Source organism: Micromonospora sp. NPDC048871 (genome assembly GCF_043198155.1).
Taxonomy (GTDB): Bacteria; Actinomycetota; Actinomycetes; order Mycobacteriales; family Micromonosporaceae; genus Micromonospora.
Window position 1 is genome coordinate 13,672 of the sequence record NZ_JBICUM010000018.1, and the last position, 16,519, is coordinate 30,190.

General features: G+C 68.9%; 12 protein-coding genes. 7 read left to right on the forward strand and 5 right to left on the reverse strand.

The annotated features are described in order from the left end of the window. Positions 1-30: 30 nt before the first annotated feature. Genes ACGFIK_RS25970 through ACGFIK_RS25985 form a run of 4 tightly spaced genes read left to right on the forward strand, consistent with a single transcriptional unit; the run spans position 31 to position 3,877 of the window. A complete protein-coding gene (locus tag ACGFIK_RS25970; RefSeq protein ID WP_393341812.1) occupies positions 31-306 on the forward strand; it encodes a hypothetical protein in 276 nt (91 codons plus the stop codon). Position 307: 1 nt separating this feature from the next. Then, positions 308-886 (forward strand): RNA polymerase sigma factor, encoded by a 579-nt coding sequence (locus tag ACGFIK_RS25975; RefSeq protein WP_393341814.1) that lies wholly within the window; start codon positions 308-310, stop codon positions 884-886. Continuing rightward, positions 886-3,003: a tetratricopeptide repeat protein gene (locus ACGFIK_RS25980; protein ID WP_393341817.1), complete on the forward strand. Its 2,118-nt coding sequence runs from the start codon at positions 886-888 to the stop codon at positions 3,001-3,003. Before ACGFIK_RS25975 ends, ACGFIK_RS25980 begins: the two co-directional genes overlap by 1 nt. A gap of 16 nt (positions 3,004-3,019) precedes the next feature. Then, entirely contained in the window at positions 3,020-3,877 is an 858-nt protein-coding gene (locus ACGFIK_RS25985) for an AAC(3) family N-acetyltransferase (protein WP_393341820.1), read from the forward strand. Between the two features lie 41 nt (positions 3,878-3,918). Here the strand turns inward: ACGFIK_RS25985 and ACGFIK_RS25990 are convergent, their stop codons facing one another. Beyond that, positions 3,919-4,947 (reverse strand): fatty acid desaturase family protein, encoded by a 1,029-nt coding sequence (locus ACGFIK_RS25990; protein ID WP_393341900.1) that lies wholly within the window; start codon positions 4,945-4,947, stop codon positions 3,919-3,921. A gap of 102 nt (positions 4,948-5,049) precedes the next feature. Between ACGFIK_RS25990 and ACGFIK_RS25995 the strand changes: the two genes are divergently transcribed. Then, on the forward strand, positions 5,050-6,366 hold the full coding sequence (locus ACGFIK_RS25995; RefSeq protein WP_393341822.1) for a sensor histidine kinase: 1,317 nt from the start codon (positions 5,050-5,052) through the stop codon (positions 6,364-6,366). After that, entirely contained in the window at positions 6,318-6,953 is a 636-nt protein-coding gene (locus tag ACGFIK_RS26000; protein WP_327025722.1) for a response regulator transcription factor, read from the forward strand. The genes ACGFIK_RS25995 and ACGFIK_RS26000 overlap by 49 nt, the downstream gene beginning before the upstream one ends. 117 nt (positions 6,954-7,070) lie before the next feature. On the opposite strand, the gene ACGFIK_RS26005 is transcribed toward ACGFIK_RS26000, so the two are convergent. Then, on the reverse strand, positions 7,071-8,432 hold the full coding sequence (locus ACGFIK_RS26005; RefSeq protein ID WP_327025723.1) for a ricin-type beta-trefoil lectin domain protein: 1,362 nt from the start codon (positions 8,430-8,432) through the stop codon (positions 7,071-7,073). Between the two features lie 133 nt (positions 8,433-8,565). Then, on the reverse strand, positions 8,566-10,950 hold the full coding sequence (locus ACGFIK_RS26010) for a non-reducing end alpha-L-arabinofuranosidase family hydrolase (protein ID WP_393341903.1): 2,385 nt from the start codon (positions 10,948-10,950) through the stop codon (positions 8,566-8,568). Positions 10,951-11,572: 622 nt separating this feature from the next. On the opposite strand from ACGFIK_RS26010, the gene ACGFIK_RS26015 reads away from it, so the two are divergent. Further along, positions 11,573-11,914 (forward strand): glyoxalase superfamily protein, encoded by a 342-nt coding sequence (locus ACGFIK_RS26015; RefSeq protein WP_393341825.1) that lies wholly within the window; start codon positions 11,573-11,575, stop codon positions 11,912-11,914. Here ACGFIK_RS26015 and ACGFIK_RS26020 read toward each other — a convergent pair. Both ACGFIK_RS26020 and ACGFIK_RS26025 read right to left on the reverse strand, forming a co-directional pair. Next, a complete protein-coding gene (locus tag ACGFIK_RS26020) occupies positions 11,883-13,631 on the reverse strand; it encodes a helicase-associated domain-containing protein (RefSeq protein WP_393341828.1) in 1,749 nt (582 codons plus the stop codon). The genes ACGFIK_RS26015 and ACGFIK_RS26020 overlap by 32 nt on opposite strands. Positions 13,632-14,348: 717 nt before the next feature. Further along, positions 14,349-16,355 carry an NACHT domain-containing protein gene (locus tag ACGFIK_RS26025; protein ID WP_393341831.1) on the reverse strand — a complete coding sequence of 669 codons (2,007 nt, stop codon included), beginning with the start codon at positions 16,353-16,355 and terminating at the stop codon, positions 14,349-14,351. Positions 16,356-16,519: the final 164 nt, after the last annotated feature.

The window sequence follows — 16,519 nt, forward strand, 5'->3', positions numbered from 1 at the left end:
GAGCGGCACTCCGCACGACAGTGGGGTGTGATGAGGACATTGCCCAAGCACGGAGCATGGGCGGCGTTGGCCGCCCTGACTGCGGGCGCCCTGCCCTGGCAGTCGACCACCCTGATGGCGGGCATGCTGGCCGTCTGCACCGCGATGAGCCTGCTAGCCGAGTGGCAGGCGCGAGGCAACCTGGTCACCCCGACCCGCGTCGCTCTCACGGTCCGGATCGTCTGCGGGAACGCGACGGGCGGGCAGACCCTGCGGCTGACCTGGACTGCCGAGGCAGATCGGCACCGACAGCAGCCAGGGACGTGATGTGGGGTCCGTCGAGTCCCGGCCGAAGCTCACCAGAACCCAGGTCGAGCAGATCGAGCAGCTCTACCTGCTCGAGGCCGAGGACCTGCACCGGTACGCCCACTCGCGTTCGTGGGTCCGGGCCTGCGATGCGCAGGATCTGGTGCAGATCACGTTCCACGAAGCCGTCCGCGCCTGGGAGAAGGTCGAGCCCCTCGGTTCCGACGAGCGCAGACGATGGCTGCGTCAGGTGCTCCGGAACAAGGCCGTCGACCTCTGGAGAAAGCAGAAGCGGGTCGATCTGGCCGTCGATGTCCCCGACCTGCCCCCGCCGTCCGACAACGAGACGGCCGAGCACGTGGAGCTGATGATCGCCCTGACCAGTTGCTGGAAGGCGATCGAACAGATGCCACCACGTCGGCGGATGATCGCGCTCCTGGTCTGGGGTGAGGCATGGGAGGTTAAACGCGCCGCCGACCACCTCGGGCTGGCGACGAGCACGGTTCGCGTCCATCTGCGAGAGGCACGTCTACAGCTGAGAGCCAGCGTCGGACACCTGGTGCCGTTCATCGAAGACGAGGAAGACTGGGAGCCTGCGTGATGACCGACAACGAGGAGCGGATGCCGCTCACCTTCGCCGAGGTCTACCGACGCGCCCGCGCCGCCGGGGGAGAGGCGTTCCCACCCTTCGACCTCAGACGTGGCCTGAACGACCTGAGGACCTGGATCGACCGGGAAGTCGACGTCATGGAAGACCTCCCCTCTGCCGCGGTGCGACGCTCGCAGCCGGAACTGCGGGGGCGCCACGATCTGCTGGCAGAGTTGGTGACCCTGGCGCGCCGACCCGCAGAGGGCGGTCCCGCCGTGCTCGTCGGGGCGGGCGGTTCGGGAAAGTCCACGCTGGCTGCCGCCCTGACCCAGCGGGCGCGAAGCTGGGACCGCCAGGTGTGGTGGGTCTCCGCCGCCGATCCGGCGAACTTCTTCGAGGGTTTGACCACGGTGATGAGCGATCTCGGCGGCTCCACCACGGACCTGGAGTCGATCGCCAACGGGGCGGCTGACGGCCCCGACCGGCTCTGGCGTCTGCTGGAACGCTCGCCCAGAAGCTGGCTGCTCGTCATCGACAACGCCGACGATCCCTGGATCCTTGCCGCAGCGGACTCGCCAGCGGGTGTCCAGGACGGCCGAAGCTGGGTGCGGGCGTCGCAGCGCGGCCTGGTCGTGGTGACGAGCCGGGAAACCGACCCACGCATGTGGGTGGGCGCCCGACTCTTCGCGGTCGGTCAGCTGGATGAGGTCGATGCCGCGCAGGTCCTCCGCGATCTCGCGCCGCAGGCCGGGAACGAGTCCGAGGCCCTGGCCCTGGCGCGTCGAATCGGTGGTCTGCCGCTCGCCCTGCACCTGGCCGGGACCTACCTGGGCTCCGGGCTAGCGCAGTCGCACACCTTCGCCGCCTACCATCGGGCCCTCGGCAGCCGTGAGGGAACCATGGTGGCCCGTACCGCGGAGATCTCTCTGGACGGGCTGGCCCGGCAGGGCATCCCCCAGGCTCGGACGCTACTGCGGCTGGCCAGCTGCTATGCGCCCGAGCAGATCCCGACGCGCATGCTGTCCATGAGCGGCCTGAAGGAGGCGCTCGACGGGTTGACAGGCGTGGGTCTGATCCGCAGCGACTCCGCCGCGATCACCCTGCATCCCGTCGTCACCGCCACCCACCGTGACCGCCTTGAGGGTCCGGAGGTGTGGCGGACCGCAGTCGCGCATCTGGTCGGCGCGCTGGGGGAGCTCAGCCACAGCCAGCCGGAATGCTGGCCGGAGTATCGGCTGCTCAGCCAACACCTGCTGGCCCTGCTCGACACCGCGGCCGAACACGGGGACCACGAACACCTCGCCCGGCTGGCCGACGCCACCGCCGGTGTGGCCAGGGCCTTCAACCACAGCGGCGCGTTCCGGGCCGCCGGCATGCTGTGCCGGATCGCCCTCGACCGCTGTGTGGCGCTGGGTGAGGAACATCCGGCGGTGCTGCGGGTCCGGCATCAACTCGCCTGGACCGTCGCCAACAGGGGCGATCTGACCCAAGCGGAGACCATCTACCAGGAGGTGCTCGACATCCGACGGCGGGTCCTCGGCGACTCCCACCCCGACACCCTCCGCAGCCGCCACGAGTCCGGGTGGATCGCCAGCCTGCTCGGCGATTTGGCCGAGGCCGAGCAACGCTATCGGGACACCCTTCGCGACTGCGTGCTCCACCTCGGGCCGGACTCGCGGGACAGCCTGACCACGCGTCACGAGTTGGCGTACGCGATCGCCCGGCAGGGCCGCCTCGACGAAGCCCAACCGATTTTCGAGGAGGTGCTGCGCGACCGGCGACGTGTCCTTTCCGATCTTGCGCCACAAACCCTCCAGACCCAGCACGCGCTCGCCTGGATCACCGCCAAACAGGACAGATGGGCCGAGGCTGAGGCCCTCTACCGTCGGCTCCTCGACCTGCGTCAGGTGCTCGAGGCCGACCACCCCCATGTCCTGCTCACCCTGCACGAACTCGCCTGGACGATCGCGTGTCAGGGCCGCTGGAGCGAGGCGGAAACCCTCTACCGACAGGTCCTGGAGCGCCGCGACCGCACCCTGGGCACCGACCATCCCGAGACCAAGGCCACCCGGTACGCGCTGGACGAGCTCCTGCGCGGGAAAATCATCGACGCCGAACACCCGGCCTGACCGTTCGGAGGTCCACATGATCACCGAGGAACACCTAGCCGCTGCCCTCGCAGGTCTGCACCTGAGCAGGCGCACCGTCATGCTGCACACCTCACTGCGGTCCTTCGGGACGGTCCTCGACGGCGGTGCCGACGCCATCCTCGACACACTGCTCGACCGGGGTTGCACCGTGATGGTGCCCGCCTTCACGGAACCCCAGTTCGCAGTGGCTGCCCCCACCGACATGCGTCCGGCCCGCAACGGAGTCGACTACGCTGCCGTGCCGGTCGACGGCGCCCTGCTGGAGGCCGGTCCCTACCGGGTCGGCTGCGGACTGATCAATCCGGCGCTCGGCCTGCTACCGGCCGTGCTCGTCGGGCGCCCCGACGCCGTACGCGGACGGCATCCCCTCAACTCCTTCGCCGCGATCGGCCCGGAGGCCGCCGAGATCATCGGCGCCCAGAGCCCCGAAGACGTGTACGGGCCGATTCGCGAGCTTGCCGACCGCGATGGGGTGATCCTGCTCGTCGGTGTGGGTCTCGACCGCATGACCGCCCTGCATCTGGCCGAACAGCGGTCCGGCCGCCGCATGTTTCGCAGATGGGCGCGCGACATCGACGGCGCCATCCGCATGGTCGAGGTCGGCTCCTGCTCCGCAGGGTTCCCGAAGCTGGAGCCCGTCCTCAGTTCTCTCGCCCAGAGCATCATGGTCGGTGCCTCGCGCTGGCGCGCCTTCCCAGCCCGGCAGACCCTTGCCGCCGCGACGGCCGCCATCGTCGCCCAGCCGGACATCACCCACTGTCCTGACGCCGAATGCCCGCTCTGTCGAGACGCCATCGCCGGAGGCCCGATCACCATGGGGAGGATCGCGTGGCGCGACGACGGCCGGAGATAGAGCCGGATCTCGGCGTGACAGGGCTGACACCGGCGGCTGGATCAGCGCCGCGCGTGTTCCGCGCGTGCGGGTGCGCCCACGTCGTGCAGGTGTCGCAAGGCCTGGCGGTAGGAGGTGACGAGACTGGTCTGTACGTAGGCGACGCCGATCTCGGCGCAGTACGCCTGCACGATCGGTTGTGCCTTACGCAGGTTGGGCGTCGGCATACCGGGGAACAGGTGGTGCTCGATCTGGTAGTTCAGACCGCCGAGCGCCGCGTCGACCAGCCGGTTTCCCCGAACGTTACGGGCGGTCAACACCTGCTTGCGGAGATAGTCCTCGGTGCCGGTCGGGTGCGGCATGCCCTTGTGGTTGGGGGCGAAGGTCATGCCGAGGTAGACGCCGAACAGCGCCTGGTGCAGCAGCAGGAAGGCGACGGCCTGCAGCGGCGAGAGCACGAGCACCAGCGCGCCTAGGTAGCCGGCGGCGTGCAGGATCAGCAGTGCGCCCTCCACACCCCGCTGTTTCACCGTGCCGTCACGCAACGCCTTGACACTGGACACCTTCAGGCTGACAGCGAGCAGCGTGAGCAGCGGGAAGAACAGTGCGGCCTGGTGCCGGGTGATGAAGCCCTTCAGCCCGCGCCGGCCGAGGGCCGACTCGGTGGTCCAGACGAGCACCTCGGGGGCGACGTCCGGGTCGAGGTCGTCGTGGTTGGGGTTGTTGTGGTGACGGGTGTGCTTGTCCATCCACCAGCCGTAGCTCATCCCGATGCCGAGATTGCCGGCCAGCAGTCCGGCGACCGCGCTCGGGCGTCTGGTGCGGAACACCTGGCGGTGCGCCAGGTCGTGCGCCACGAGTGCGACCTGGGCGAACGTGACGGCGAGGAACACGGCGGTGATCATCTGCCACCAGGAGGAGCCGATGGCGAAGAAGGCCGTCCAGCCGCCGACGAACATCAGCGTGACGACGCTCAGCCGGGCGACGTAGTAGGCGGGCCGGCGGCGCATCAACCCCGCGTCGACGATCCGGCGGGCCAGGACGGCGAAATCACTGCCGGTCGTCGACTGCGACGGTGTCGTGGAAGTCATCATGATCCCAGCAGACCGCCTCGGACGGGCGCTGTCAGGAACGCTGTCTCCCCGTCGAAGGGGGTGCCAGCACCACCGAGAAACGGCGATCGCGTGGGCACAATGACAACCGTGGACATGGCCGGGCCGGACGAGCGGACGTACGAGTGGGCGCGGCGGGGTGTGCGCGCGGTGCTGGCCGGTCTGGCCGCTATCGGCCTGGCCCTGGCCAACGTCGTGCTGCTCGGCGTATCGCTGCTGGCGCTGGCCCTGGTCCCGGTGCCGCTGCTCGGCATGGCGTTGGTGTGCTGGACGACGACGCTGGTCCGGAAGCGGGCGGATCTCGAACGTAGGCGTGCCGCACGGGCCGGGGTCCCGGTGCCACGTCCCTACCATCCGCCCCCGCAGCGGGGCATCGCCGGCGGCTGGCGGCGCTTCCGGTGGATCGTCACGGACCCAGCCACCTGGCGCGACCTCGCCTGGCTCCTGCCCGGCGGGATCGTCGGGGCTGTCCTCGGCGTGATCTCTCTGGCCGTGCCGCTGTACGGGATCATGGGTCTGACGCTGACGCCGCTGTGGATCTGGCTCGGCACCGACTGGTACGGCTACGGTGCCGTCTGGTCCATCGACACGTTCAGTGAAGGGCTGATCTGCCTGCCGCAAGGCGCCGCCATCCTGGCCGGCGGTCTGTGGCTGGCGCCGTGGCTACGGCGGGTCGACGCGTACTTCGCCCGACTCCTCCTGGCACCGACCAAGGCCGCCGAACTCCGCCTGCGGGTCACCCAGCTGACCGTGACACGCGCCGACACGGTGGACGCCCAGGCGGCCGAGCTGCGCCGCATCGAGCGCGACCTGCACGACGGCATCCAGGCTCGGCTCGTCTCACTGGGCATGACGATCGGTCTCGCCGACGAACTGATCGACCGGAACCCGGCCGCAGCCCACGAGATGCTCGCTGAAGCGCGTGAAGCCAGCGGCACCGCACTGGTCGAGCTGCGGCACCTGGTCCGTGGTATCCATCCACCCGTGTTGGCCGAACGCGGACTGGACGGGGCGGTGCGGGCGCTGGCGCACAGCCTGCCCATGCCGATAACGGTCGATGTCGACCTGCCCGGCCGACTCGACACACCCGTCGAGTCGGCCGCGTACTTCGCCGTCGCGGAGACGCTGACCAACATGGTCCGCCACAGCCGTGCCCACACCGGATCGGTGTCCCTGCGGCACGGGGACGGAACACTGACGATGGTGGTCGCCGACGACGGCGTGGGCGGCGGCGACCCGGTGGCCGGTACCGGTCTGCGGGGCATCGAACGCCGCCTCGCCGCCTTCGATGGCACGATGGCTCTGTCGAGCCCGCTCGGCGGGCCCACCGTCATCACCATGGAGTTGCCGTGCGCGTTGTCATCGCCGAGGACCACGCGCTCCTCCGGGACGGGCTGACCCGCATCCTGCGGGCCTTCGACTTCGACGTCGTCGCCGCCGTCGACAACGGCCCGGCCCTGCTGCCCACCCTGATCACCCACCGGCCTCAGGTGGCGGTAGTCGACGTCCGCCTCCCGCCGACGTTCACCGACGAAGGTCTGCAGGCCGCGATAGCGGCTCGTAGCCAGATTCCCGGCTTGCCCATCCTCGTGCTCTCCCAGCACGTCGAGCCCTTGTATGCCCGCGAGCTGCTCAGCACGCCGCACGGCGGCGTGGGCTACCTGCTCAAGGACCGGGTGTCCCACGTCGGTGAATTCGTCGACGCCGTCGGCCGGGTCGCCGCCGGCGGTACGGCCATGGACCCTGAGGTGATCTCGCAACTCCTCGCCCGCCGAGAGCCGCTGGCGGTGCTCACCCCCAGAGAACGGGAGGTGCTCGGTGAGATGGCCGAAGGCCGCTCCAACGCCGCGATCGGGGCCAAGCTCCGGATCACCGAGAAGGCCGTCAGCAAACACATCAACAACATCTTCACCAAACTTGACATGCCGCCCTCAGATGACGCCAACCGACGGGTCCTCGCCGTCCTGGCGTACCTCAACAGCTGATCCGGGCGGGCCCGACGTGAGGTCGAGCCCGCCCGTTTCCGGTCTGGCCTGTTCAGGGTCGGATCTGGCCCTGCACCCTGCCGACCGGCCTGCACTCGAACAGCTTGTCTGTCGCGATCAGCGAGCCACGAGGTTGAATCGCTGGTTGTTGCCGCCGTGGCAGTCGTAGAGCTGGACCTGGGCGCCGTTGGCGGTGCTCCAGACGTCCAGGCAGCGCCCGGACTGGGCATTGCTGATGGTGCCGTTGGAGTTGACGTTCCATTGCTGGTTGGTGCCGCCGTGGCAGTTGTAGATCTGCACGGCTGCGCCGTTGCCGGTGCCGGCCGCGTCCAGGCACATGTTGCCGTACACCTGGAGTTGCCTGCTGGCAGTGTAGGTCCAGGACTGGTTGGCCTGTCCGTGGCAGTCGTAGAGCTGGACCCGGGTGCCGTTGTTGCGGGAGGAGTTCGGCACGTCGATGCACCGGTTGGACTGGACCCCGACGATCTGGGTGGCCGAGCTGGGCGGCGGGGTGGTCGGCGGCGGGGTGGTGGGTGGCGGATCCGTCGGCGGGGGAGAGGTCGGCGGCGGGGTGGTCGGGGTGTCGATCAGCGGGCAGGTGCTGCGGTAGGTGACCACACCGCTGTTGTCCATCAGCGGGCACAGGAACTGGCTGTACCGGGCGTCGTTGTCGACGAAGATCTTCAGGAAGGGCAGCATGGTCCGGATCATCACCGGGTTGGACCGCCCGACCATGAACCCGTGATCCCCGCCGGCGACCTCGACGTACACGCTCTCCGTGGTGGACGGAAGGCTGTTGTACAGGTCGAGGGCGTACGAGGGGGTGACCACCGTGTCGGCCTGCCCGGAGATGACCATCGTGGGCACCCGGTCGTTGGCCAGGTTCGACGACGGCGAGAACGGGGTGATGCCGACCGCCGCCTTCAACGACGGACGTCGCATGGCGGCGCTCAGCGCCCCACCGCCACCCATGGAGTGGCCGGCGACGGCCAGTCGGCTGGCGTCGACCCGGTCGCGTACCGGGCTCTGCTGCGTCAGGTAGTCCAACGCGGCGAGCAACTGGGTGCCTCGGGCGGTGTCGAAGTCGTTACGGCTGTTGGTCTCGATGCCGATCACGACGAAGCCGTGGGAGGCCAGCCAGGGTCCCATCCAGGCCAGCTCGGCGGAGAACAACGCGGTGTAACCCGGGGAGATGGCGATGGCCCCGAAGGTGCCCTGGCTGGTGTCGGTCGGGTAGTAGATCCGGCCGCCGTTGAACCCGTACCCGCTGGGGACGCTGACCGAGGTGTTGGCGAAAGGGCCGCGTTCGGTGGCGACGCTGGTCCGGGTGGGGTCCGGGCCCCGCTGGTACGGGTTGTCAGCGGCCGAGGCCGATCCGGCTGCGACCGTCACGGTGAGCAGCCCGACGGCGGCGGCGATCCCGGCCGCAGCGAGCTTGACCAGCCGTCCCCGCAAGCTGGGCACGCGGTCGCTGGTCACCGCGGGTGGGGGATGGTGTGCCTGTCCTTGCACGGTGGATACCTCCTGGTGGTGGAGTGGTTAAGGGTGGGGCGGGCTCGGCTGGTGCCGAGCCCGCCCGCTCCGGCTGTGCCCGAGCCGGATCTGCACGCCGTCAGCGTTGCAGGGTCAGTACGCCCGGACGGTAGGGCAGCAGGCCGTAGTCGCCGCCGGAGTTGGGGGCTCGGCCCTGGTAGAGCAGTTGCAGGTTGCAGGGGTCGATCGTCATGGTCTGGTCGGCGTTGGAGCGGATCAACTCACCGTGGCTGATGTCGTTGGTCCAGGTCGCGTTGCTGTTGGCCTTGCCGGCGAAGGGGTTGCTCTCGCTGGCGGCCTGGGGGGTCCAGGTGCCACCCAGGCTGGTGGCGGTGAAGGACCGGAAGTAGCGGCCCTGCGACCCGATCGCCTCGACGATCATGAGGTACCGGTTCTGGCCCTGGAGCTTGTACACCTGCACGCCCTCGAACAGGTTGTTCGTGGTGTCGGTCATGATCGTGGTGTAGTTCGATCCGAAGCTGCCCGGGAAGTTCCCGATCGGCATGCTGGCCCGGTAGATGCGGCCGTTGTCCCCGGCGAAGAACAGGTACATGTTCTGGTCGTCACCGATGAGCGCCTGGTCGATCGGACCGGTACCCGAGTTCGAGATCGACCCGGTAAACAGGGTCTGGGCCGCCGACCAGCTGTTGACGTTGGTGGGGTCGGTCGAGGTCCGGTACGAGAAGGCCGGTCCACCCCACTGGTAGGCGAGGACCCAGATGTTGCGCGGGGCGAAGTAGAACAGCGAGGGCGCGACCGCGGCGAAGGGCATCTGGTTCTGGCTGGCCGAACCCATCTGGTTCCAGTTGGAGAACAGACCGAAGTTCATCGAACCCCACGTGGTGCCGGTGTCGTGGGTGGTGGCGTAGACCAGGTGCTGACCGTTGTACGGCGCGTGGGTGAAGTCCTTCAACGACACCCAACCCGCCCTCGGCTGCGCCAGGGCACCGGTCGAGGACCACCGGTACGTCGACGGCAGGTCACAGCTGGTGCCCGGCGGGGGACTGGTCGGCGGCGGGGTCGTCGGCGGCGGGGTGGTCGGCGGCGGGTTGCTACCGCCGAGGGAGACGAGCCGGAACTGCTGGTTGGCACCGGTGTGGCAGTCGTAGAGCTGCACCTGGGCGCCGTTGGCGGTGCTCCACACGTCCAGGCAGCGCCCGGACTGGACCCCGCTGATGGTGCCGTTGGAGTTGACGTTCCACTGCTGGTTGGTGCCGCTGTGGCAGGCGTAGATCTGCACGGCAGCGCCGTTGCCGGTGCCGGCGGCGTCCAGACACATGTTGCCGTACACCTGGAGTTGCCTGCTGGCGGTGTGGGTCCAGGACTGGTTGGTCTGCTTGTTGCAGTCGTAAAGCTGGACCCGGGTGCCGTTGTTCTGTGACGCGTTCGGCACGTCGATACACCGGCCCGACTGGCTGCCGACGATCTCGCTGGCGGAGCCGGCGGGCGGCGGGGTGGTCGGCGGCGGGGTGGTGGGCGGAGGCGTCGTGGGCGGCGGAGTGGTCGGCGGCGGGGTGGTGCCACCGGCGTTCAGCGCCTCCAGCGTCGAGTTGTACGCCTGCTTCTTGTTGCCGTTGTTGTCGAACAGCAGCGGGGTGCCGTAGGAACGCCAGGAGTCGCTGTCCCGGATGCCCCAGACGGTGATGCCGTTGCAGCGCGGCACCGCGAGGCAGTCCTCGACCACCCGGCGGTAGGTGTCGGCCTGCTGGCTGCCGGAGCCCTCGATGTCCAGCTCGGTGATCTGCACGTCCACCCCGAGGGCGGCGAAGCTGGACAGGGTGGTGCGGTAGTTGCTGTTGTACGCCGACTGGGCGTTGAAGTGCGACTGGAACCCTACGCAGTCGATCGGCACGCCGCGCTGCTTGAAGTCGCGCACCATGTTGTAGACCGCCTGGGTCTTGGCCCAGGTCCAGTTGTCGGTGTTGTAGTCGTTGTAGCACAGCTTGGCGCCCGGGTCGGCGGCCCGGGCGGCCCGGAAGGCCGCCTCGATCCAGTCGCCACCGGTGCGCTGGAGGTTGGAGTTGCGCCGAGCACCGCTGTTGCCGTCCTCGAACGCCTCGTTCACCACGTCCCACGAGTCGATCTTCCCGCGGTAGTAGGTGGCCACCCGGGTGACGTGGTTGAGCATGGCCGAGCGCAGCGCCTGCCCTTCCATCCGCTCCATCCAGGCGGGCTGCTGGGAGTGCCAGGCCAGGGTGTGACCCCGGACCTTCCAGCCCCGGGACAGGGCGTGGTTGACGATCCGGTCCGCGTTGCCGAACGTGAAGTTGTTCTGCTGCGGCTCCAGGGCGTCGATCTTCATCTCGTTCTCGGCGGTGACCGAGTTGAACTCACGGTTCAGGATTCCGGTGTAGACGCCGTCGTTGAGCTTGTGCGCCGCCACGGCGACACCGAAGTACCGGCCGGACTGACCGGCGGCCGCGGCCAGGGTGGACTCGGCGGCGTGGGCGAGGTTGGGCAGCATCGACACGACGAGTACCGCAACTATCGCGGCTGTTCCGGAGAGGGAGAGCGTTCGAAGTCGACGCCCGGAGGGACGGTTCCGGGAGATCATGCAGATCCTCCACTGATGGGATGAGAGCCTCTGTCGCGGATAGGGGCGGCTGCGGTGGCGGCGCCCCACAAATGAGCCCACCCACCTCGCCGGGCTACCGGGGAGGCGGTCGGCACTGGTCACCTGACTAGCAGGTCAAAGGTGGCGGTGAATGCGCCCGATGCGTCCGCCCGATGTGGTGCGGCGTGGAACTGCAGGTGGTGGACGTGTCGCCGGGCGAACGGGTGAGCCGCGTCAGCCGTGAGGCGCCTCCAGGGGCCGAGGACCGTGTTAGCGATCACATCGATTGGTGGCTATCAGGCTGGCAGAAAGTTACCGGCTTTTCAACCGGTAGTTTCGGGAAGTAACCGGTAGCGTTTCGATCGATGCTCGGGTCGGCGGACTCGGCGCACCTGGCGACGCGGCATGTGGGCCCGGCCCGTCCCGTTCTCGCTAACGAGGGCAACGTCGTCGGGCGTGTGGTCGTGGGATCCCGAGTGATGGCGGATCGGGTATGCGGCGATCCTGGTGGGCGGGCATCGATACTGAACCGATGGATGAACATCTCGCGCCTGCTCTGCGGGTCGCCGATGCCGACGCCTCCGCCCGCTGGTACGAGCGGCTTGGCTTCGTCAAGCAGTGGGAACACCGGTTCGCGCCCGACCTGCCGCGCTATGTGGGAATCGCCCGAGCGGGCATGCCGCGACCACCTTCGTCAATCCGGTCAGCGGCACCCAGCTGGCGGTCAACACCATCTCCGGACACCGGGACTGGATGGCCACCGAATGCCCCGGCAACGCCTTCTACCCGAAGCTGCCCGCACTCCGGAAGAAGGTGGCAAGCCACCTGCGCTGACCAGCTCGTCAGGCGCGGTGGCGGCGGGTCTTCTCGATGACGTCGCGGCCGTCGGCGTTCTGCTGGCGGGGCGCGTAGCCGGCTTTGCGTAGGGCGGCCGTCGTGTCGGCTGTGGTGGCATGGCTGGCCAGCACGGTGGGGGCGAGCAGACGCAGGTTGAGCTTGTCCAGCCGTTTGTCGGCGCAGATCTGGGCCAGCAGCGCGGTGTCGTCGCTGACCAGGGTGCTGGCGGCGGGCGCGACCCGTACTGATCCGTGCTGGCGGGCGACATCGGCGAGCAGGTAGACCAGCGGCTGCGGCAGGCGGCCTTCGGCGATCTTCGTCAGGGCTCTGGTCAGACGCTGCTCGGTCCAGCCTGCGTCGTACGCGCCGCGTACCGTTGCCGGGCTGAAGCGCCAGGTCGTGGCTACGCCGCGGGACTCGACGACGGCGGTCGCACCGAGGAGTTCTGCTAGCTCTGGGCTCGGTGTTCCCGCCACGACCGCGGTCAGGTCGGCCTGCAGCCGGGCGGTACGAACGACCTCACCCAGGTCGCCGACTGCCTTGGCAATGTCCGTGTCGGCCAGCAGTGCCTGCCCGGCCGGGCTGATCGCGCCCGCACCGAGGATCCCCAGGGTTGCGGCCTCGTCCAGCAGGCCGCGTACGGTCGCGGTGCCGCCGAAGGTCAGCGGCTGCCGCCACCACATCCATTGCGTCGTCTGCTCGAGGTCCGTCGTGGCCCGGTCACCCAACGCCCGCAGCGCGGCCATCCGGGCTTGCGCAGACCAGCTGTGGCGGTGCTCCGGAACCCACGGGCCAGTCTGCGACGACGGCAGATAGTCCAGCTCGCGCCATGCCTTCAGCATCACCGCGAGCCGTTGGTTCAGGCCGAGCTTGAGCCAACGGTCGTACGCGGCCGTCGGGATCACGCGTTCGTCGAGGTCGGCCAGCCTGGCCTCATGGGCGACGGCCAGGAGCAGCCGCACGGTCGGAACCGTCACGCCCAGGGTCTTCGCCGTCCGGGTCAGCTCGCGCGCGCCCACGCCGCCGGCCTTGACCGTAGCCAGCGGCTCACGTCCAGCCCCGTCCAGCAGCGTCGACAACAGCCCGACCACGGCAATGCCCTGGGCCTGTGCGTCGCGGCGCACTGCCGAAGCATCCGGCGTGTGCCAGGCAACCGGTGGTTCCTGCGGCTGGAACGGAGCCCGGTAGCCCGCTCCTCGCACAGCGAGCGCGACCTGCCCCGCCAGCTGATAGTCCTCCCAGGTCACGCGGTAGACCAGCCCGTGCTCCTCGGCCCAGTCCAGCGGATGCACCTGCCGGTAGCGGTTCGTGTACCGACTCCGGTGTGCGATGCTGCTGCCGCCGTAGCGGCGGATCTGCCCACCGTCCCGGTCAGCCTCCTCCAACACCGTCCGCGTCGCGCCGGGCATCCGCTTGACCAGAGCGTGCACGTTGTCCGTGTCGAGGAAGAACTCCGCCACCGCCTCCAGCAGGTCCGCCTTGCGGCCCTTCGTCGGCAGCCCCAGGTTGCGTGCCACGACCTTCAGATCCTCGGCGTTTAACATGGTGGCGAGCTGACCAGCGGCCGGGCCGACACCCAGCGGACGGGCGAAGACCTCTCGCAGTACGCCGTTCACCGTGAGCCGGCCCCGTAGCCGCGCGACAAGCCCCGCATCGGCGGCACGCTGCAGGTACGGCGTCGCGTCGGCGCCGACCAACGCCGACACCTCCGCCTCGGTGACCAGGCCACCCAGCGCCAGAGCCGCCTCCAACACCTGAAGGGTCGGCAGGTCAAGGCCAGCAAGCTGATCATATGGACTCACGGCGGCGCTCCCAGGACACACGGCGACGCCCTGAATTCAACCGCACGGACCGTTTCCGCCTGACGCGACCCGCCAGCCGCCAGACTCCGCGCCCGGCGAACTGTCCAACTCCCGCAGGCACCCTGACCGAGCAGCAGGCCGCGGTGCAGCGTTGGGAACGCGAACTGCGCGCAGCGGGCGTTCACCCATGCCGCTCGAAGATCGAGGCGGCGCCATGGTGCGTCGGCGTACCGCAGTCGGACGAGCAGGCGACAGCCGAGCCGAGTGGCCGGTACTTCGAGCATCATGTCAAACTGCTGCTGCCCAGCACGGCGGTCGCCGATCTGGCGGCCGGCGAACGACTTCCGCTCCCACCGGAGATGCTGACCCTGCCCGGTGTCGACGAGCCGATGCTGGCCGCACCCGCCTCGCTGGCGCTGGCATGGAAGCTGCTTCACGGCCGAGACCGTGCTGTCCTGGAAAGTCGACTGGACCAACTTCACCGACGAGTACCCCGGTATCTCGGGTACCGCCGAGCAGTGGACCAGGCGACTGGCCCTGGCCCTCGAACAGGCCTGGACCTGACCACGCCAGAACAGGTCGACGAAACCGGCACCCGCTCCATCCGACTGTCGTGACAGTTGATAGCGCGCGATAGGCGGCAGCAGATCCGCGCGTCCTGTGGTCGTGTCAGATGAGCCGGTCGCGCAGCAGACTGTGTCTGAACTGGTAGACGCCGCCAGCCTGGCGCAGCACTCCTCGCCGATGGGCATCGGCAAGGAATGCCATGAGCGGCCAGGGCAGATCTTTCCGCATGCACCACCACAGCCGCGCGTATTGAAACGGCCCCCATGAGGCCGTCACGAACCCGACCGAGAGGCCGAAGGTGAGCCCGACGGTGAGCCCGAGCATGAGCCCGACGGTGAGCCCGAGCGTGAGCCCCACCAGGAGCCCCACGGCGATCCCGAACGCGATCCCGAAGGTGAGCCCGCACGCCAGCCCGTACGCGAGCCCGTTTGCCAGCGCTCGACGCCGGTCGTTGCGCAGGAGTGTGAGCGGATCAGAGGCGGTGATTTCGGCGTCGCCGCCGTTGAGAGACGTACTGGCTTCGTGGGCGAGCAGAACTATGAGTACTAGCACGAGCGCCGCCACGAATGCGCCCGAGAGCCCTACCACGAGCCAGCCCACCAGCCCCACCACGGGTATGGCCACGAGCCCGGATCCGTTCCGACGCAGGAACGACCGGCTCGACCATCGCCAGATTATCTGCCGTCGAGATGGAGTCATGTTCCCGAACGCAAGCCCGAATGTGAACCCGCCTTCGGCGAGGAACGCGATCCCGCTCGTGAGTCCAAGTATCAGCCCGAGCAGGAGCCCGAGCCGGTGCCCGAGCGCGACCCCGAGCGGGAGCCCGAATGCGAGCCCGATCGCCGATCCGAGTGTGAGCCCGAACGCGGGCCCGAACGCGAGCCGTATGGGACGGGGAAGGGTGTGGACGAGTTCCCACCAGGCTAGGTCGTGAGTGTTGCGGCGGTGCATGTGGTGGGCGAGGTTGCGGAGGTACCGGTCGGCGTCTGCACGGTGCCAGGTGTGGCCTGTGGGGTCTGGCTCGGGAGGATCGGGGTAGGCGGCAGGAATCAGCCGGTCGAGGAGATGGGTGCGGATGGTGACGGTGTCGGGCAGGTCGAGGAGTCTGCCGGGCTGATTGTCGGGCTGGTGGGGGTCGGTGTGGGTGAGGCGGGCGAGGTCGACCCACAGGGGTGCATTGAGGGCCGAGGCCAGCCGTCCGTCGGTGTCGCGGTCGAATGCTGCTTCCCAGTCGCCGGGGCGGTTGGTGGTCCGCTGCAGGTATGCACACGCCACGTCCGCGGCGATGGTGGTGAGTTCCAGTACCGCGGCGGCGGCCATCGTGGTGCCGGGCAGTCCGGTGAGGGTGTCGAGGTACTCGGTGGTGCGGCTGGTCAGCACGAGTGGTTGGTCGGGGTCGAATGTGTTGTTGATGGCTTGGACGGCGCGTGCTCGGCGCGGAGCGGGCATTTCGTCGAGGCCGTCGAGCAGCGGCAGTAGTTGGCTGGTGGTGATGGGGCTGCGGTGGCCGTACTCGGTCGCAAGTTGGGTGGTGATCCACTGTTCGAGGGTCTGCTCGTCCGGGTTCCAGGTGGGCAGGCGCAACAACACCGGCACCCGGTCTTCCGGGGTGCGGGCCCGAAGGAGGCGCAGGGCCTCGCGCAACAACAGGGTGGTCTTGCCCGCGCCTGGTTCACCGAGCAGGATGACCCGGCCGCGCAGCCGCTCGTCCGTCAGGACCTGGTGCAGAGCGTCGGGGCTACGCAGATCGAGGCAATCGTCAAGGTTCAGCGGCGTGGGGTCGCCGTCACTGCGAATGTTGCTCCAGTGGTCGGCGATCGGCGGGCCGATCGTGGTCCAGGCGACGGGCAGGGGATGCGGATTGGCCAGCCGGCGACGGTGCAGCTCTGGACGCCACACCTGCTCCACTGCGGTGGCGAGTCCGTCCAACCCTGACGAATCCGCCTGCCCGTCACGAGTGCCGGCAGGGCCATCGGCGGACCGCACCGCCCGGACCGTCAAGGCCAGCCCGAGGAGGCCGGACATGCCTCCGATGATGCTGAAGACCTTGTCGAGCCCCTCCAGCACGTCATTGTCGTGCAAGGATCGGGCCAGCAGGTAAAGCACCACACCCAGGATCAGAAGCCCCGCACCCCAGGCAATGCGCCGCCCTCGGCCCCCGACCCGATTGCCAGCCACCACCACACCCTACCTACCGTGACCGATGCGACACGCTGATGATCATTCGTCATCGGCAGTCGCGGGTGGTGTCGGGGTGGTCGCCTCACCGCCTG